The organism is Burkholderia sp. Bp8986 (assembly GCF_003854225.1).
Lineage (GTDB): Bacteria > Pseudomonadota > Gammaproteobacteria > Burkholderiales > Burkholderiaceae > Burkholderia.
The window spans coordinates 138,684-155,492 of record NZ_QTQM01000014.1 but is presented as its reverse complement, the minus strand read 5'-3'; the positions used below and the strand labels follow the sequence as shown (position 1 = coordinate 155,492).

Annotated in this window: 14 protein-coding genes and 2 pseudogenes; 9 read left to right on the top strand and 7 right to left on the bottom strand. The window is 66.7% G+C overall.

Translation table 11 applies throughout. From position 1 onward, the window contains the following. Nucleotides 1-700, bottom strand: a pseudogene (locus tag DID99_RS15660) (virulence factor); the annotation flags it as partial. Continuing rightward, nucleotides 697-3,007 (bottom strand): annotated as a pseudogene (locus DID99_RS15655) (hypothetical protein). The pseudogenes DID99_RS15655 and DID99_RS15660, both read right to left, overlap by 4 nt. Nucleotides 3,008-3,561: 554 nt before the next feature. Here DID99_RS15655 and DID99_RS15650 point away from each other — a divergent pair. Together DID99_RS15650 and DID99_RS15645 are read left to right on the top strand one after the other, a co-directional pair. Next, entirely contained in the window at nt 3,562-3,915 is a 354-nt protein-coding gene (locus DID99_RS15650; protein WP_124487737.1) for a DUF4148 domain-containing protein, read from the top strand. A gap of 83 nt (nt 3,916-3,998) precedes the next feature. After that, on the top strand, nt 3,999-4,790 hold the full coding sequence (locus DID99_RS15645; RefSeq protein WP_124667100.1) for an alpha/beta fold hydrolase: 792 nt from the start codon (nt 3,999-4,001) through the stop codon (nt 4,788-4,790). Between the two features lie 168 nt (nt 4,791-4,958). On the opposite strand, the gene DID99_RS37285 is transcribed toward DID99_RS15645, so the two are convergent. Next, nucleotides 4,959-5,096, bottom strand: a complete 138-nt coding sequence (locus DID99_RS37285; protein WP_185733777.1) for a hypothetical protein — start codon at nt 5,094-5,096, stop codon at nt 4,959-4,961. A gap of 221 nt (nt 5,097-5,317) precedes the next feature. On the opposite strand from DID99_RS37285, the gene DID99_RS15640 reads away from it, so the two are divergent. From DID99_RS15640 to DID99_RS15620, 5 genes are all read left to right on the top strand, one after another. Next, nucleotides 5,318-5,788, top strand: a complete 471-nt coding sequence (locus DID99_RS15640; RefSeq protein ID WP_044849009.1) for a rhodanese-like domain-containing protein — start codon at nt 5,318-5,320, stop codon at nt 5,786-5,788. 28 nt (nt 5,789-5,816) lie between these two features. Next, nucleotides 5,817-6,776 carry a serine O-acetyltransferase EpsC gene (gene epsC, locus DID99_RS15635; RefSeq protein ID WP_044849008.1) on the top strand — a complete coding sequence of 320 codons (960 nt, stop codon included), beginning with the start codon at nt 5,817-5,819 and terminating at the stop codon, nt 6,774-6,776. Continuing rightward, a complete protein-coding gene (locus DID99_RS15630; RefSeq protein WP_121858191.1) occupies nt 6,773-6,994 on the top strand; it encodes a helix-turn-helix domain-containing protein in 222 nt (73 codons plus the stop codon). Before epsC ends, DID99_RS15630 begins: the two co-directional genes overlap by 4 nt. A 135-nt stretch (nt 6,995-7,129) precedes the next feature. Next, nucleotides 7,130-8,062 carry a family 2A encapsulin nanocompartment shell protein gene (locus DID99_RS15625; RefSeq protein WP_034205507.1) on the top strand — a complete coding sequence of 311 codons (933 nt, stop codon included), beginning with the start codon at nt 7,130-7,132 and terminating at the stop codon, nt 8,060-8,062. Next, nucleotides 8,037-10,049, top strand: coding sequence for a family 2A encapsulin nanocompartment cargo protein cysteine desulfurase (locus DID99_RS15620; RefSeq protein WP_124667099.1), 2,013 nt, complete (start codon nt 8,037-8,039; stop codon nt 10,047-10,049). The genes DID99_RS15625 and DID99_RS15620 overlap by 26 nt, the downstream gene beginning before the upstream one ends. A gap of 94 nt (nt 10,050-10,143) precedes the next feature. Here the strand turns inward: DID99_RS15620 and DID99_RS15615 are convergent, their stop codons facing one another. Beyond that, the gene (locus DID99_RS15615; protein ID WP_044847315.1) at nt 10,144-10,758 is read right to left on the bottom strand and encodes a LysE family translocator; all 615 of its coding nucleotides are present in this window, start codon (nt 10,756-10,758) and stop codon (nt 10,144-10,146) included. A 259-nt stretch (nt 10,759-11,017) separates the two neighbouring features. Between DID99_RS15615 and DID99_RS15610 the strand changes: the two genes are divergently transcribed. Further along, nucleotides 11,018-12,169 (top strand): porin, encoded by a 1,152-nt coding sequence (locus DID99_RS15610; RefSeq protein WP_044847314.1) that lies wholly within the window; start codon nt 11,018-11,020, stop codon nt 12,167-12,169. 107 nt (nt 12,170-12,276) lie between these two features. Here DID99_RS15610 and groL read toward each other — a convergent pair whose 3' ends face one another. The 3 genes from groL to DID99_RS15595 all read right to left on the bottom strand — a co-directional run bounded on the left by groL (nt 12,277) and on the right by DID99_RS15595 (nt 15,714). Beyond that, entirely contained in the window at nt 12,277-13,917 is a 1,641-nt protein-coding gene (gene groL / locus DID99_RS15605) for a chaperonin GroEL (RefSeq protein WP_044847313.1), read from the bottom strand. Nucleotides 13,918-13,929: 12 nt separating this feature from the next. Then, nucleotides 13,930-14,220, bottom strand: a complete 291-nt coding sequence (locus DID99_RS15600; protein WP_011356207.1) for a co-chaperone GroES — start codon at nt 14,218-14,220, stop codon at nt 13,930-13,932. A 210-nt stretch (nt 14,221-14,430) separates the two neighbouring features. Further along, nucleotides 14,431-15,714, bottom strand: a complete 1,284-nt coding sequence (locus tag DID99_RS15595; protein ID WP_044847312.1) for an alpha/beta fold hydrolase — start codon at nt 15,712-15,714, stop codon at nt 14,431-14,433. Nucleotides 15,715-16,117: 403 nt separating this feature from the next. On the opposite strand from DID99_RS15595, the gene DID99_RS15590 reads away from it, so the two are divergent. Further along, nucleotides 16,118-16,798 carry a class II aldolase/adducin family protein gene (locus DID99_RS15590; RefSeq protein ID WP_124667098.1) on the top strand — a complete coding sequence of 227 codons (681 nt, stop codon included), beginning with the start codon at nt 16,118-16,120 and terminating at the stop codon, nt 16,796-16,798. Nucleotides 16,799-16,809 lie beyond the last annotated feature (11 nt).

Genomic DNA, 16,809 nt, shown 5'->3' with positions numbered 1-16,809 from the left:
CAATCTCGAAGAAGTTCATCATCCGATCGACCATGCGCGACTTGGCAAAGGCCGGATCGAGTCGGGGTGGAACGGCAGCTTCGACGCGTATGCCGGCGAGTTCGCGCCAATCTTTCTGGCTATCGGATTTCACGGTGTAGAAGTATTTCACGTTGCTGAAGTAACGAGCGCGTAGAAGCAGGATGAATTTGTCGATGTACTTGGCATAGAAGCCGTCGAACGTTTCCTCGCCTTCGTTGCCATATGCGATCCCCGCTACCGATTGCAGGGTGGTAAAGGACTTCGGATCGGTGCGGACCATGTCATCGTTTTTGTTCGGTGTCGCAAGCCCTTGCGTCCACAACGATTGCCATTCGGTCGGGTAATCCATACGTTGCAATGGATTCAACCAGACCAGGCCGACAACCTGAGCGACGAATGGCTTCGCCGATTCTGCGGATCCGACTGCTGTACCTTCCTTCGGATCCCCGATAGGTGCGCCTTGTGCTGGACGCAGCATGGCCGTAGTGAACGCAAAAACCATAGCCGCAGTCAGTGCGGGCACGACAAAAAAGCGTTTCATCCAATCTCCGATTTCCAAATGCGCAGGGTCAGGTTGTTCTACGTGCGCCATCAGCCAGGCCATGAGAGCAGTGGTGATCAGCCAGACACAAATAGCGACAGCGATACGTCGCGGCCATGTAGCGATCAGCATCTTCATACGGCCCCCCCAACCTTTAAGTAAAACTGACCTTCACGCTCATTCGAGATTGCGGCCGGCATCTCGCCTTCGCTTTTCTCTGCGTGTACCCATTCCTGGAGAGGCGTTCTAGCGAAAGAGCCAGACGCAAAATAGTCGGCATACTTCTTGTTCGGGGTGTCTTTGGGTATCCCATCGCCCATCCGCCAATCAGCCTCAATGCGCAGCGATTTGAGTTGTTTTTCCGTCAAGTAGCACAGGCCCACGGCCACGTCATACGCAAGCGCCTTTTCGGCATGCTCGGGGTTGGTCATCGTCGTTGAGTGATTCGTCGGGCTGTTGGTCGCGCCGCGATCGAGCCAATCGACAATCTGTTTGTCGCGCCATTCCTTGTAGCCTTCGGGCATCGCGCTTTTGCCGTCCTCGCCGATCACGTGGCCGTCGCCATCGAGCCATTCCCTGTTCAGCGTTCGTCGCGCTTCCATCCGCATCAACGCGCGGTCCTCATAACGCTGCCCGGCCTCCGTGCCTGCCGTACCCTGCGCGACGTTATCCGTGTTCTTCGGCTGGTACTGGTCGTACGGATCATCGGCCCGCTTGTCTGCGTCGCTCTTGTTCGCGTCGCGCCAAGCAGCCGGCGGATCGTTGCCTTCGTTGAAGTCGCTTGTCGCATCGCCGTCCTTCGTCTCGACGGGTTTACCGAATCGCATCGCCTTCGGCGGGAACGGCTCGTCGAGTTCCGGCGCATCCGCCACCACCGTCCAACCCTTCGGCGGGTCAGCGTTCACGCGGAGCATGTTCAACGCCGAACTGATGCCAGTCACGACGAACATGAGCGGCGCGGTCGCCAGCGTCGCGGCTATCCCCAGAACGCTTTCGTTTCCTTTGAGCGCACCGATCAGATTGAATTTGGCCGGCGGTGACGGCGGATACCAGAATCCCGGCTTCGTTCCCTTCTTGTCATATCGCCAATCGTCTTCCCAGTACCGGTAGGGTTTGAACGCCGACCGGAAAGCCGGATGCGAATACACGCTGAGTCAGGATGCCAGCGGCACCGATATCGTCGAGTTCGTGCTTGCTCATGCCGCGCCAGCCGATGCCTTGAACCGTCACCGCCGAAATCACCTGATCGTGCGGACAGCAATACGCGGTGACGCGGCCGTATGTCGATTGATTCAGGCCATGCCGATCGCGGTCCTGTTGCGCCGCATAAGATCGATTACTCGTCGGCGATACACGTTCGTTCGCCATGTCTTCATCGATCTTGTCTGCGGGCTGTTCACAGGCTTTGCGAGCACCGATGATCGATAGAAACTTGCCGAACGTTTTCGTGCGTGCCGCATAGGTCTGTCGTCCGCGCTGGCCGCTGGAGTTTTTCGTCGCGCGCTGCGACCATGTATCCATGAATGTGTCGGACTTGTTCGGACCGTCGGCATTGGCGAGACTGTACGGCGCGTTCGCCAGCACGTAGGCGTCCGCCACGCAGTGGCCCGTGCGCCCCCACGGATCTTCGACATCGGGAAACGCGTCGCCGAAGAACGCTGCCGTGAGACCGACGATGTTGCCCTGGCTGTGACACACGACGGTAATCGGCACGTCGGCCTGCATGCGGCGGATCGACTCGATCAGTCTGGCCAGTCGCAGCGCCGCGAGCACGCCATACGCACGCGGCGGCGCGCGATACAGCGGGCGGTTGGTCGGATTGATGCCTTGCACGGTCATCCAGCCCATCGTTCGATCGTCCAGACCGCCGTGCCAAAGATCGGGCAGACTTGAACAGCCGTTCGTGAACGGGCCGCCGCCCCAATAGTCCTTCTCGTTCAAAAAGATCTTGTCGCCGTACTCTTTCAATTCCGCTGCGGTCGCGCGATAGCCCCAGCGGAAATGAATGACGGGTGAGAACGACGGATCGGGCTTGATGTAGTTGCCGGACCAGAGCTTCGGGTTCAGAAACCCATCCGGCGTCACGCTCTCGGTGTACTTCGCGGGCGTCAACTGTCCGGCATCGATGCCGTGATACATCATCTGATCGTCCAGACGTCCGAGCCTGCGATTCAGGCCTTTGCACAGCCCTTCCTCCGACGCCTCGAACCATTCGCCCTCCGAGTTCACCCCATGAACGAAGATCACGATACCGGGCAAGGGCATCTGCTTGAGACAGATGAGCGGCGTGTTCTTCGCAAACATCGTCACGCCTTCGACGCGGCCGACGACGATCGGCGGCGGTGCCGGCCGAGATGCGGGCGCGTCCGGCGCAGCCGCGTGCGAGACGGGTTCGTCATTGCGCGTCTTCGCTTTCGATCGAGGATCGAAAATTGAATCGGTCATCCAGACTCCTCAACATGCGTGATGCGTTCCACCGCCATCGGACCGACACGGAATGAAAAGATAAGTGTCCGAAGCAAGAGGGAAACGTGATCAGGCGGCGAGCATACTGAATCGGCGCGCATGAAAGACGCGGCCGCCCGAAAACTCCGCACGGAGCCCGTGATAACGGACACGGATTGTCAGAATGTGTTTCAGGCCCGAATCGGTCGCATGGCTTCGCTGCTGACGTAGAGCGTGGCCTTGCAATTCGCTGTCGTCCGACAGGCGACCATCCGGCGAATCGGCCTCATGACGCAATTGCGCGCGAGATCGTGTCCGTACTTGGAAGCGCTCGAATCGCTATCGTCCGTATGTACGTGGCGATGCTGGCGAATTTGTATCGCACTGTATCTATCGAGGCTCCGGAAACATCGGATTGCACTGAAGGCGAGTTTTGGAAACATCCCGGATACGTGAGCGGGTTCTACTGTCGACATGCAGAAAACGTTCGGTGCCAAGCGTTCGCACCGGATGCCGAGTGATCGATACCCCACCTTCTTTCCAGGAGAAATCTCATGAAAGCCGCTCGAATCCTCGCAGTTGCCGTACTCGCTTCGATCCCCGTCTTGTCGTTCGCCGATGCCGGCCACGGCCTCACGCGCGCCGATGTGCGCGCCGACCTCGTCCGGCTCGAGCAGGCCGGCTACAACCCGGCCGGCAGCGACGCGCGTTACCCGGACGATATCGCCGCCGCACAGAACGTCATCGCAGCGCAGCAGGTCGCGCGCTCCGATCAGAACGGCCCATCGAAGTCGCAGGACGACAACGTGGCTGCCGCGTCGGCGCCGGCCTCCCGCTACGCCGCGGCCGACCAGCGCGCCGCACGGAACGCGCGCACGGACGCGGACGATCTGTACGCGCACTCGTGATCCGCGGCCGCGCCCGGGAGACGAGCGGCGCGGCCGCATCGGAAACACTTCAGATGCACAACACGATGAAAAGGAGCATGACGATGGTCTGTTTGACGAAACGGGTTCTGGTGTCCGCGGCGGTGCTCGGCGGGCTGTTCGGTGCGGTCTCGGCGCAGGCAGCGCCCAAGGAAGACCTGAAGGGCACGAACGTCGTGCTGGTGCACGGCGCGTTCGCCGACGGGTCGAGCTGGAACCGCGTGATTCCGCTGCTCGAAGCGCGCGGCCTGCATGTCGTATCGGTGCAGAACCCGCTGAGCTCGCTCGCCGCCGACGCCGCCGCGACGAAGCGCGCGATCGACGAGCAGAAGGGGCCCGTCGTGCTGGTCGGCCATTCGTGGGCCGGTGTCGTGATCAGCGATGCGGGCAACGACGACAAGGTGAAGTCGCTCGTCTACGTCGCCGCGTTCGCGCCGGACAACGGCCAGTCGATCGCCGACGTCACGCAGGGGCTGCCGGCACCGTCGTGGGCCGGCGAGTTGCGCAACGATGCGGGCGGTTTCGCGACGCTGTCGGACAAGGCGATCGCACAGGATTTCGCGCCGGACCTGCCGCCCGCGCAGCAACGCGTCGTCGCGGCGACGCAGGGGCCGTGGTACGGTGGCTGCATTTCGGAGAAGGTCGCGCAGGCCGCGTGGCATGCGAAGCCGTCGTCGTTCGTCGTCGCGACGCAGGACCGGATGATCGATCCGAAGCTGCAGGAGGCGATGGCGAAGCGGATCGGCGCGACGGTCACGCGTGTGAACGGCAGCCACGTCGCGATGCTGAGCCAGCCGAAAGCCGTGGCCGCCGCGATCATCGCGGCCGCGGAACGTGCGAAGCAGGATGCGCAGTGAGTGAACCCGGCGATCAACGCGGTGGTCGAGCATCGCCCCGACGACGTGCGCCGGCAGGCCGACGAGGTGGATCGCGCGATTGCCCGCGGCGACGATCCGGGCCGCTGATGCGGTGACGGGCGTGGTGCGTCGGCGATGCACCGCGCCGGCCGCCTGCCGTTCGCCGATTCATCGAAGCATGCGCCGTTCGACCCGGCGCACGATTCCATTGCGGATTCCATCACGACGTGCGGCGCGCGTCGCATGCGGCATCGTTCCCGGCTTCGCCGCCGCCGATCCTTTCAAAAAACCTTCGATGCGCGACATCGAACGGCCATCGCTCCCCGTCCTCCGCACGAATCCGCCCCAATTGCGCGCGTCTGCTATTGCATTTCACGCGCTGCTGATTAGGAAATGAATTTTTATTGGTTCTGCTTCCCCGAGCGCGCTCGCATAGTGGGGCTGACGGCTATAGACAGCACGCAAGCTGCACCGGCCGCATTCCCGGCATGTTTGATCATACGAATCTGCGAGAACAAGGAAGCGTGATGACGTTTGCATTGGAAGAACGAACCGCCGCCCAGCAGGCGCTCGAAGACGCCCGCGCGGCGGCCGCAGCGGCGGGCACGCCGTACGCGGGCGGCGTGGCGCCGGAAGCCGCGTGGGCGCTCTTTTCCGCCGGCGACGCGTTGCTGGTCGACGTGCGCACCGCGGAAGAACGGAAATTCGTCGGCCACGTGCCGGAGTCGCTGCACGTGCCGTGGGCGACCGGCACGAGCCTGACGCGCAACCCGCGCTTCGTGCGCGAACTGGAAGCGAAGACCGGCAAGGACGCGGTCGTGCTGTTGCTCTGCCGCAGCGGCAACCGCTCCGCGCAGGCAGCCGAGGCCGCGGCCAAAGGCGGCTTCACGCAGGTATTCAACGTGCTCGAAGGGTTCGAGGGCGACCTCGATGAACAGCAGCATCGCGGCGGCAGCAACGGCTGGCGCCATCGCGGCCTGCCGTGGGCGCAGGACTGAGTCACGGCCGTTACGGGGAGAAGTCAGCATGGCCGCATTCGATATCGACGACATCGTTCAGTCGCTCCAGACCGTGCGCCGCGCGTGGCGCGAGAAGCAGCGGCGCTCGCTCGAACCGGGCGGGCGCGACCTGCCGGCGCGCGAGGCGCTCGCACAGATCATCGGCGCGCTCAAGGGCGTGCTGTTCCCGATGCGGCTCGGGCCGCCCGACCTGCGGCAGGAGAGCGAGAACTTCTATGTGGCCCACGCGCTCGACGCGGCGCTGAACGCGCTGCTTGCGCAGGTGACGCTCGAGCTGCGCTACGCGGCGCGGCAACGCAACGCCGACGCGCAGATCGACGAAGCGGCCGCCACCGCCGTGCAGGCCTTCGCGGCACGCCTGCCCGACATCCGCCGGCTGCTCGACAGCGACGTGCTGGCCGCGTTCCACGGCGATCCGGCGGCGGGCAGCGTCGACGAAGTGCTGCTGTGCTATCCCGGCATTCTCGCGATGATCCACCACCGGCTCGCGCACGAGCTGTACCGGCTCGGGCTGCCGCTGCTCGCGCGGATCATCGCCGAGCAGGCGCATGCGGAAACCGGCATCGACATTCACCCGGGCGCGCGGATCGGCGGCGGCTTCTTCATCGACCACGGCACGGGTGTCGTGATCGGCGAGACCGCGATCATCGGCGAGCGCGTGCGCGTGTACCAGGCCGTCACGCTCGGCGCGAAGCGCTTCCCGCGCGATGCGGCCGGTCATCTGGAGAAGGGGCTCGCGCGCCACCCGATCGTCGAGGACGACGTGGTGATCTATGCGGGCGCAACGATCCTCGGGCGCGTGACGATCGGCCGCGGCGCGGTGATCGGCGGCAACGTGTGGCTCACGCAGGACGTGCCGGCGGGCGCGAACATCACGCAGGCCGTGCTGCGCAGCGAGGCGAATGCCGCGCCGCGCGCGCGGAGCGAGCCGGCCGAGCCGGTGCCCGACGCACAGGTGACGACATGAGCGACCTGATCCAGCACTTCGGCGCCAACGTGCGCAGGCTGCGCGAGGCGCGCACGTGGTCGCAGGAGCAGCTCGCCGAACACGCGGGGCTGAACCGTTCGTACGTCGGCGAGATCGAGCGCGGCGAGGCGATTGCCTCGATCGTCACCGCCGACAAGATCGCGCGCGCGTTCGACGTGTCGATCTCGACGCTGTTGCCCGGCGTGTCCGTCGCCTGACGCATTCCGCTTCCTTTCCCGTTCGGTGGTGCCGCGTGACGGCTATAGCATGTTGAGCCGGCAGGTGCGTGCTTCCGATAATCACCCAGCGTCATAAGCAATCCCGTTTTTCATCTTAAGAACCCGGAGCCACACATGTCGACCGTTGCAAGCGGCACGGCCGCGCTGAGCGATCACGCCGCCCGCCAACTAGCGAACGCTACCAAGACCGTCCCGCAGCTTTCCACGATTACGCCGCGCTGGCTGACCCATCTGCTGCAGTGGGTGCCGGTCGAGGCCGGCATCTACCGCCTGAACCAGGTGAAGAACCCGGAAGCCGTGCGCGCCGCGTGCACGCAGCTCGAGGACGAAAGCGTGCTGCCGCAGACCTTCGTGCCGTACGAGGAACAGCCGCGCGAGTATTTCCTGAACGCGGTGAGCACGGTGCTCGACGTGCATACGCGGATCTCCGATCTCTACAGCAGTCCCCATGACCAGATCAAGGAACAGCTGCGCCTGACGATCGAGACGATCAAGGAGCTGCAGGAAAGCCAGCTGATCAACAACCCGGACTACGGGCTGCTCGCGAACGTGACCGACGAACAGCGGATTTTCCCGCTGACGGGCGCGCCGACGCCGGACGACCTCGACGAACTGCTGACCAAGGTATGGAAGGAACCGGCGTTCTTCCTCACGCACCCGCTCGCGATTGCCGCGTTCGGCCGCGAATGCACGCGGCGCGGCGTGCCGCCGCCGACGGTCAGCCTGTTCGGCTCGCAGTTCCTCACGTGGCGCGGCATTCCGCTGATCCCGTCGGACAAGGTGCCGGTCGCGGACGGCAAGACCAAGATCCTGCTGCTGCGCGTCGGCGACAAGCGCCAGGGCGTGGTCGGCCTCTATCAGCCGGGCGTCGCGGGCGAGCAGGGGCCGGGCCTGTCGGTGCGCTTCATGGGGATCAACAACCAGGCGATCGCGTCGTACCTGATCTCGCTGTACTGCTCGCTCGCGGTCCATTCGCCGGATGCGCTGGCTGTCCTCGATGACGTCGAAATCGCCAAGTACCATGACTATCCCGACACCTACCGTTAATCCCGGCTCGGCCGGCAGCGACGCGCTCGCGTTGCCGCACGCGCCGCTGCCGGCCGGCCTGCCCGATCCGGCGGCGCTCGCGCGGCTCGCGTCCGAGTTCTTCGCGACGCCGCCCGGGCAGGCCACCGCGCCCGGGCTGTCGGCGGGCAGCGGGGCGGTCGGCGGCGTGCCGTCGGCGCTGCCGGCTGCCGCGCCGATCCTCGCGTCGGTGAGCAATCCGGCGCCGGGCGGCTCGCCGCTCGCGGGGCCGGGCGGCACGGGCACCGGCGTGCCGGGCCTCGCGCTGCCGCAAGGCAAGGCGCCCGGCACGAACCTCGCGCCGTCCGCGCCGACGCACGTGCTGTCGCTCGGCAATCGCGTGCCCGCGCTCGCGCCGCACGCGGCCGCGCAAAACGGGCTGCCCGACAACGCGGTGTCGATCGCGCCCGCGTTCGAGCCGCGCGTCGGCGGCGCGGCGCTCGGCGTGCCGCAGGCGCAGGCGGCGGTGTCGGAGGGCGCGGTGCAGGCCGCGCCGGCCGCGTCGCCGTTTTACTTCACCGACGGCTCGCGGCAGGGCTGGCAGGCGACGCCGCAGGACATCGTCGTGCCGTCGAACGGCCTCGCGTCGCCGGAAGCGTTCGGGCTGCCGGGGGACGATGCGCTGCGCGAACTGCTCGCCGTGCAGCGCGACGTGCCGGTGTCGCGCGCATCGGGCGGCGAGGTGCCGCGTTACTTCATCGACGATACGCGTGCGGCCGAGCCGCAAGGCCAGTTGTATCGCGGCGCACACCCGCCGTTCGACGTGAACGCGATCCGCCGCGACTTCCCGATCCTGCAGGAGCGCGTGAACGGCAAGCAGCTCGTCTGGTTCGACAACGCGGCGACGACGCACAAGCCGCAGGCCGTGATCGACCGACTCGCGTATTTCTATGCGCACGAGAACTCGAACATTCACCGCGCGGCACATGCATTGGCCGGCCGTGCGACGGATGCGTACGAGCATGCCCGGGAAACGGTGCAGCGCTTCATCGGAGCGTCGTCGCCGGACGAGATCGTGTTCGTGCGCGGCACCACCGAGGCGATCAACCTGATCGCGAAGTCGTGGGGCGTGCAGAACGTCGGCGAAGGCGACGAGATCATCGTGTCGAACCTCGAGCATCACGCGAACATCGTGCCGTGGCAGCAGCTTGCCGCGCTCAAGGGCGCGAAGCTGCGCGTGATTCCGGTCGACGATTCGGGGCAGGTGCTGCTCGACGAATACCGGAAGCTGCTCAACGACCGCACGAAGATCGTGTCCGTCACGCAGGTGTCGAATGCGCTCGGTACGGTCGTGCCGGTGAAGGAGATCGTCGATCTCGCGCATCGCGCGGGCGCGAAGGCGCTGGTCGACGGCGCGCAGTCGATCTCGCACATGCGCGTCGACGTGCAGGCGCTCGATGCGGACTTCTTCGTGTTCTCCGGGCACAAGATCTACGGGCCGACCGGCATCGGCGTCGTGTACGGCAAGCGCGCGATCCTCGACGACATGCCGCCCTGGCAGGGCGGCGGCAACATGATCGCGGACGTGACGTTCGAGCGCACGGTGTTCCAGCCGCCGCCGAACCGCTTCGAGGCCGGCACCGGCAACATCGCGGATGCGGTGGGGCTCGGCGCGGCGCTCGACTACGTGAGCCGCGTCGGCATCGAGAACATCGCGCGTTACGAGCACGACCTGCTCGCGTATGCGACGAGCGTGCTCGCGCCGGTGCCGGGCGTGCGGCTCGTCGGCACCGCGCGCGACAAGGCGAGCGTGCTGTCGTTCGTGCTGAAGGGCTATGAGACCGAGGAAGTCGGGCAGGCGCTGAACGAAGAGGGCATCGCGGTGCGCTCGGGGCATCACTGCGCGCAGCCGATCCTGCGGCGCTTCGGGCTCGAGGCGACGGTGCGGCCGTCGCTGGCGTTCTACAACACGTGCGATGAGGTCGATGCGCTCGTGAGCGTCGTGAGAAGGCTGGCGGCACGGCGCTGAGGCGCGCGGCATGCGGAAAGGCCGCTTGCGACTCCCGGCAACGGGGCGTCGCAAGCGGCCTTTTTTTCGTGGCGATGCCGGAGCGCGACGGCGCTCAGCGCCCGGCCAGCATGCGCCCGCCGAGCCCCATCAGCAGCAGCCCGGCCGTCGTGTCGAGCACGGCCTTGCGCCGGATCAGCAGCCGGCGCACCGACGGATGCGATGCGAGCAGCGCCATCGCGCAGTACCACGCGCCCGAAATCCCGATCGACAGCACGACGACCGTGAGATCGAGCCACACCGGCGTATGCGCCGGCACCATCAACGCGAAGATGCTGCCGTAGAACGCGACGGATTTCGGGTTCGTCATGCTGACCACGTAGCCCTTCTTCGCGGCCTGCCAGCCGGAGGACGCGGGCGGCGCGGACACGGCGAGCGGCTTGCGTGCGCTCAGCACCATCTTCAGGCCGAGCCAGATCAGGTACGTGGCGCCTGCCAGTCGCAGCGCGGTGTGCACCCAGGCGACGTGGGTCACGAGCAGGCCGAGGCCGGCAATCGCGATCGCGGCCCAGGTGCCCGATGCGGCGGCGAGGCCGAGCCCGGTCATCACGCCGGCGCGGCGCTGCGCGAGCGCGGTGGACGTGACGATCACGAAGTTCGGGCCGGGGCTGGCCACGCTGAGCAGCAGGACGCCGGCGAGCGGCAGCAGGGTGTTGATGGTGGTCGACATGGCGCGGGCGGCGAAGCGGCGGAAGGAGCGTTCATCTTACCCCGGCGTGCCGTCGATGGCGCCGCGCGGTCGTTTCGGCACCGGCCGGCGGGCGTGCGCCGCACGCCGCCGCCATTGTTGAGCGCGTTGGAAAGGTGCAATCCGGAATCGGCAATAGGTGTCGCGAATATGACCGATTATTCTCCCGAGCGCAGTACCGTCCGCCAGCCGCAAATGCTGTCGGACTGCTTACAAAATCAATCGCTCAGGGAGGCCTTTCATGAACCGCATCGTCGTATCCGGTGGTGTCGGCGCGGTGTTCGCCGTAGCAGCGGCATCACCCGCCTTTGCGCAGAGTTCCGTCACGTTGTATGGCCTCGTCGATACGGCGATCCGCTATCAGACGAACGCCGGCCCCGACGGCCGGGACCTGGTCGGCATGACGGTCGGCCCGGAAACGCACAGCCGCTGGGGCTTGCGTGGCAGCGAGGATCTCGGCGGCGGCCTCGCGGCGATCTTCCGTCTCGAGAACGGCTTCGAGCTCGGCGACGGCAGGCTGCACGTCGCGAACACGCTGTTCAGCCGGCAGGCGTACGTCGGCCTGGCGAGCGACCGGTATGGCTCGCTGACCTTCGGCAACCAGTACGCCCCGCTGTACGACACGATGGGCGACGTGTTCGACCCGATGACCGTCGGCGACTACTGGCAGGACAGCTGGGCGTACAACGGCATCGGCAACTACCTGACGGTGGCGAACTCGGTGAAGTACAAGTTCTCGACCAACGGCTTCAGCGTCGATGCGATCTACGGGTTCGGCAATCATGCCGGTGCAATGGGTCTCGACAGCACGTACGGTGTCGAGCTGACCTACGCGCAAGGGCCCGCGTCGATCAACGCCGGCTTCCAGCAGACCTCGGTATCGTCCGTGAACGGCAGCGCGGTCAACGGCGCGAAGGTGAACTTCCTGCACGTGAGCGGTGCGTACCAGGTCACGCCGTCCGTGCGCCTGCTGGCCGGCTGGCTGCACGGGCAGGACAAGACGGGCACGACCGACTTCAACATGCAGCAGGCCGGCGCGCCCACGCTCGGTGGCGGCAGCCCGAATCGTATCGACGATACGTTCTACGTCGGCGCGAACTGGCAGGCTACCGCGCCGCTGCTGATCACGGTGGCCGGCTATTACGGCCACGCGCGCAATGCGGAGCGGCTCGACGGCACGCTCGGCTCCGGGATCAACTACTCGGCGACCGTGCTGGCCGAATATGCGCTGTCGAAGCACACCGAGGTATACGGCACGGTCGATTTCGCGCGCGGCAACGGCGCGTTCGCGGCCGACTATCCGGGCGCCACCAACCGGCTCACCGGCAAGGTCGACCAGATCGGCAGGACCAACAACGTCGGGGCCGCGATCGGCCTGCGCCAGATGTTCTGACGACGGCGCGCGCGGCGTTCGCGAATGAAAAAACGCGTGGCGACCGGTGCCGCCACGCGTCGTGGATCGAAGCGCGGTTGCTCGGTTCGGGCAGCCGCGCATGGCGGTCAGAAATCGAACCCGGGCCCGCCCGCACCCGGTCCGCCCGGCACCGCGGCCGGCGCTGCATCCTTCGGCGCTTCGAACACGGTCGCGTCGGTCGTCAGCAGCAGCCCCGCGACCGATGCCGCGTTCTGCAGCGCCGTGCGCGTGACCTTGGTCGGATCGAGCACGCCCGACTCGACGAGGTCGCCGTATTCGCCCGTCTGCGCGTTGTAGCCGAAGTTGCCCGTGCCTTCCGCGACCTTCGCGACGACCACGCTCGCTTCCTCGCCAGCGTTCGTGACGATCTGGCGCAGCGGTTCCTCGAGCGCGCGCAGCACGATCTTGACGCCCGCGTCCTGGTCGGCGTTCGCGCCCTTGAGTGCGCGGATCGCCTGCCGCACGCGGATCAGCGCGACGCCGCCGCCCGGCACGATGCCTTCCTCGACGGCCGCGCGCGTCGCGTGCAGCGCGTCGTCGACGCGGTCCTTCTTCTCCTTCACTTCGATCTCGGTCGCGCCGCCGACCTTGATCACCGCGACGCCGCCCGCGAGCTTGGCCACGCGTTCCTGCAGCTTTTCACGATCGTAGTCGGAGGTCGCTTCCTCGATCTGCACGCGGATCTGCTTCACGCGGGCCTCGATGTTCTTCGCGTCGCCCGCGCCGTCGATCACGGTCGTGTTTTCCTTGCCGACCTCGATGCGCTTGGCCTGGCCGAGTTCGGCGAGCGTCGCCTTCTCGAGCGTGAGGCCCGTTTCCTCGGCGACGACCTGGCCGCCGGTCAGGATCGCGATGTCTTCCAGCAGCGCCTTGCGGCGATCGCCGAAGCCCGGCGCCTTGACCGCGACCGTCTTCAGGATGCCGCGGATGTTGTTCACGACCAGCGTCGCGAGCGCTTCGCCTTCGACGTCTTCCGCGATGATCAGCAGCGGCCGGCCCGACTTCGCGACCTGCTCCAGCACCGGCAGCAGGTCGCGGATGTTCGAGATCTTCTTGTCGTGCAGCAGGATGTACGGGTTCTCGATCTCGGCGATCTGCTTGTCGGCGTTGTTGATGAAGTACGGCGACAGGTAGCCGCGGTCGAACTGCAGCCCTTCGACGACGTCGAGCTCGTCGGCGAGCGACTTGCCGTCCTCGACGGTGATCACGCCTTCCTTGCCGACGCGATCGATCGCCTCGGCGATGCGCTGGCCGATCGATTCCTCGCCGTTCGCGGAGATCGTCGCGACCTGCGCGATTTCCTTGCTGGTGGTGGTCGGCTTGCTGATCTTCTTCAGCTCGTCGACGGCCGCTGCCACCGCCTTGTCGATGCCGCGCTTCAGGTCGAGCGGGTTGAGCCCGGCCGCGACGTATTTCTGGCCTTCACGCACGATCGCCTGCGCGAGCACGGTGGCCGTCGTCGTGCCGTCGCCGGCGGCGTCGCTGGTGCGCGACGCGACTTCCTTCACGAGTTGCGCGCCGATGTTCTGCAGCTTGTCCGCGAGTTCGATTTCCTTCGCGACCGACACGCCGTCCTTGGTGACGACGGGCGCGCCGAAGCTGCGTTCGAGCACGACGTTGCGGCCCTTCGGCCCGAGCGTGACCTTCACCGCGTTCGCGAGAATGTTGACGCCTTCGGTCAGCTTCGCACGTGCGACGTCGCTGAAAATGATTTCCTTCGCTGCCATGATTGCACTCCGTTATTGATTGACGACCGCGACGATGTCTTCCTCGCGCAGCACGAGGAATTCATTGCCGTCCACCTTGACCGCCTGGCCCGCGTACTTGCCGAACAGCACGCGTTCGCCGACCTGCAGGTCGGGCACGATGCGCTGGCCGTCCGCGTCCTTGCGGCCGGGGCCGACGGCGATCACTTCGCCCTGGTCGGGCTTTTCCGCGGCGCTGTCGGGGATCACGATGCCCGAGGCGGTGGTGGTTTCCTGGTCGAGTCGTTTCACGATGACCCGGTCGTGCAAGGGGCGTAGGCTCATCTGTCCGTCCTGTTCTGTTGTGTCGAAATTGGCTGGCACTCTTTAGCAGAGAGTGCTGACGAGTATAAAAACGCGCGACGGCGCGATCCAATAACGGATTCCGAAATGCATTTGCGTGCAGGCGCTATGGACGCGCTTGCCGCGACGATGCAGCCCATGCGTCGATTCCGGGAAAGCATTCGCGCCGTCATGCAAAGCACGCGCTGCCGGCTATTGCGCGTCGGCCTGCTGCGCGGCCGGCGTGCAAACCGGGCGGATCGTCGCGCCGGCGAGCACGCGCTTCACGAACGGAATCGAGTCGGCAAGCGATGCGTTGACGGTGCCGTTGTGTTCGCGGCCCGCATACAGGTGCGCCTCGACCGTCGTGCCCGCCGCGCACGCATCCTTCGCAAGTGCGAGCTCGAGCGGTGCGAGCCCGTCGTCCGCGCCCGCGCCGATGAAGACGGGCGTGGCGATCTTCAGCGTCGGATATTTCAGGTATTCGTCCCACCACGCCTTCAGACGCGCATCGCCGCCCGGCTTCACGGCGTTCGCGTGGGTGAGGTGCGCGAGCGCCGCATCGTCCTCGAGCGACGCGAGGCAACCGATGCGCGCCTGTTCGAGGATCGGCAGCGCGGTGTCGGTCAGCACTTCGTCCGCGCGCAGCGACGGGTCGATCTGCTGCGCGGACAGCACCGAGTAGAACTGGTACGCGAGCGTAGGATCGACGCGCTCGGGATCGCGCCGGTATGCGGTTTCGAACTTCGGGAGCGACGCGAGCGTGGCGCGCGACGCGTTGTAGATCGTCCCGGTCGCGACGGTCGCGCGGATCGCGAGCTCCGGTGCATAGACGGGTGCGTAGCCGGCCGCGGCGAATACGGCCGAGCCGCCCTGCGACTGGCCGACGAGCACGACTTCGTTCGCGAGGCCCGGCACGCCGCCCAGCACTGCGCGCACGCTGTCGAGCAGCGTGTAGCTGTTCGAGCGGTTGTTGAGCTGCGGATTCGGGCCGGGTGTGCCGAGCCCCTGATAGTCGGTCGCGACGACCGCGAAGCCTTGTTGAAGCCATGCGTTCAGGTAGCGCACGTCGCGATACGAGCGGCCGAACCACGACGGCGCGCAGATGTCGGCCATCCCGAATGTGCCGTGTGCCCACGCGACGATCGGCCAGCCGCCGGCCGGCGGCGTACCGCGCGGCACGAACAGCGCGCCCGATACGGCGATCGGCGCGCGGCCGCCGACGCCGTCGGTCGACGCATACAGGATGCGCAGTTGCCGTCCGGCGCTCGCGAGCCCGAGCGTCGCGGGCAGCGCTTCGGTGCGCAGCAGCACGCCGGGCGTCGCCGGAACGTCGCGGTCCCACGTGTAGAACGCGGATACGCGACCGTCGCCCTGCAACGGATCGGGCGCGGGAACGCGGCCGGGCGAAGCCGCATGCGAAACGAGGGACGGCACGGCGAGCGCCGAAACCAGCAGCGTGCGCGCAGCGAAGCCGCGCAGGGGGAGGAGCGTCATGGTCGGATGGAAGTCGGTGAGATCGGATCGGACGCGCCGGGCAGTGCCCGGCGCGGGCCGACCACGACGCAAGTTTTGAACCAGCGCGGGCGCAGCGCGGGAGCGGCATGCGCGGCGTGCGGCGCGACGGGGAAACGCCCGCGCGCGGCGTGCGGCGCGCGCAGGCGCCGGCTGCGTCTCGCGCAGCAATCCGGGCTCGCCGGTTGTTGCTCCCGCAACAGATGCCGACACACGGATCGCGCCGCGCGGTTCGTCCACGGCGCGCACACGGCACGCCCGCGCGGTGGCGCACGCATGCGACGCTCGCGTGCCCGGCTGGCACGATTGCTGCTGATCCGGTTGCCGTGCGTCGCGGCGTTGCGACGCGAGCCCATCCGTCCACCCGATCAAGGAAACCGTACTCATGTCCGTCACCCAAGCCATCGACAGCGGCGAACTCGTGGCATTCGTCGAGCGCGCCGTGCGCGAATTCGCGCAGGCCGCGCGCGTGCTGAAGGAAACGCGCACGCTGTCCGCCACCAACACGTTCCAGGCGTTCCAACGCGTGCCGGGCACGGAACTCGTCGTCGCGCTGTCGGCGCCGAGCCCGTGGGCTGCGTCTCAGGAGATCCAGCCGGTCGTCGTGACGCTCGACGGCGACGTGCTGCACGGCGATGCGCGCGCGGGCGCCAACGGGCCGCGTTATGCGGGCGTATTCCGCGAGGTACCGGAAGTCGACGTCGTGATTCACGTGCACGGCCCGTACCTCGGCGCGTGGGCGAGCGCGCATCGTCCGCTGCCGATCCGCTATGCGCCGGCCGCGCGCTACACGAGGGCCCGCGAGATTCCGGTCTACGTCGATCGCCGTCCCGGCGAACCGCGCTTCATCGTCGACACGATCCGGCGCGACCCCGAAGTCCCGGCGATCATCGAGGCGAACGGCGGCGCGACGTTCTGGGGCAAGTCGATTCTCGACGTGTCGAAGTACATCCTGATCCTCGAGGAAGCCGCGTATTTCCAGGCGCTCGCGGAACCGCTCGGCGGCTCGCTCGAATTCGGCCCGGGCGCGCTCGAGCAGCAATGGAAGATGACCGGCCTCGCGTGACGCCGCACCGC

Excerpts from the sequence above, each read along its gene's own strand:
- DID99_RS15650 (WP_124487737.1), top strand. The coding sequence starts at position 3,562 with ATGAAAGCCGCTCGAATCCTCGCAGTTGCCGTACTCGCTTCGATCCCC.
- DID99_RS15645 (WP_124667100.1), top strand. The coding sequence starts at position 3,999 with ATGGTCTGTTTGACGAAACGGGTTCTGGTGTCCGCGGCGGTGCTCGGC.
- DID99_RS37285 (WP_185733777.1), bottom strand. The coding sequence starts at position 5,096 with ATGTCGCGCATCGAAGGTTTTTTGAAAGGATCGGCGGCGGCGAAGCCG.
- DID99_RS15640 (WP_044849009.1), top strand. The coding sequence starts at position 5,318 with ATGACGTTTGCATTGGAAGAACGAACCGCCGCCCAGCAGGCGCTCGAA.
- epsC (WP_044849008.1), top strand. The coding sequence starts at position 5,817 with ATGGCCGCATTCGATATCGACGACATCGTTCAGTCGCTCCAGACCGTG.
- DID99_RS15630 (WP_121858191.1), top strand. The coding sequence starts at position 6,773 with ATGAGCGACCTGATCCAGCACTTCGGCGCCAACGTGCGCAGGCTGCGC.
- DID99_RS15625 (WP_034205507.1), top strand. The coding sequence starts at position 7,130 with ATGTCGACCGTTGCAAGCGGCACGGCCGCGCTGAGCGATCACGCCGCC.
- DID99_RS15620 (WP_124667099.1), top strand. The coding sequence starts at position 8,037 with ATGACTATCCCGACACCTACCGTTAATCCCGGCTCGGCCGGCAGCGAC.
- DID99_RS15615 (WP_044847315.1), bottom strand. The coding sequence starts at position 10,758 with ATGTCGACCACCATCAACACCCTGCTGCCGCTCGCCGGCGTCCTGCTG.
- DID99_RS15610 (WP_044847314.1), top strand. The coding sequence starts at position 11,018 with ATGAACCGCATCGTCGTATCCGGTGGTGTCGGCGCGGTGTTCGCCGTA.
- groL (WP_044847313.1), bottom strand. The coding sequence starts at position 13,917 with ATGGCAGCGAAGGAAATCATTTTCAGCGACGTCGCACGTGCGAAGCTG.
- DID99_RS15600 (WP_011356207.1), bottom strand. The coding sequence starts at position 14,220 with ATGAGCCTACGCCCCTTGCACGACCGGGTCATCGTGAAACGACTCGAC.
- DID99_RS15595 (WP_044847312.1), bottom strand. The coding sequence starts at position 15,714 with ATGACGCTCCTCCCCCTGCGCGGCTTCGCTGCGCGCACGCTGCTGGTT.
- DID99_RS15590 (WP_124667098.1), top strand. The coding sequence starts at position 16,118 with ATGTCCGTCACCCAAGCCATCGACAGCGGCGAACTCGTGGCATTCGTC.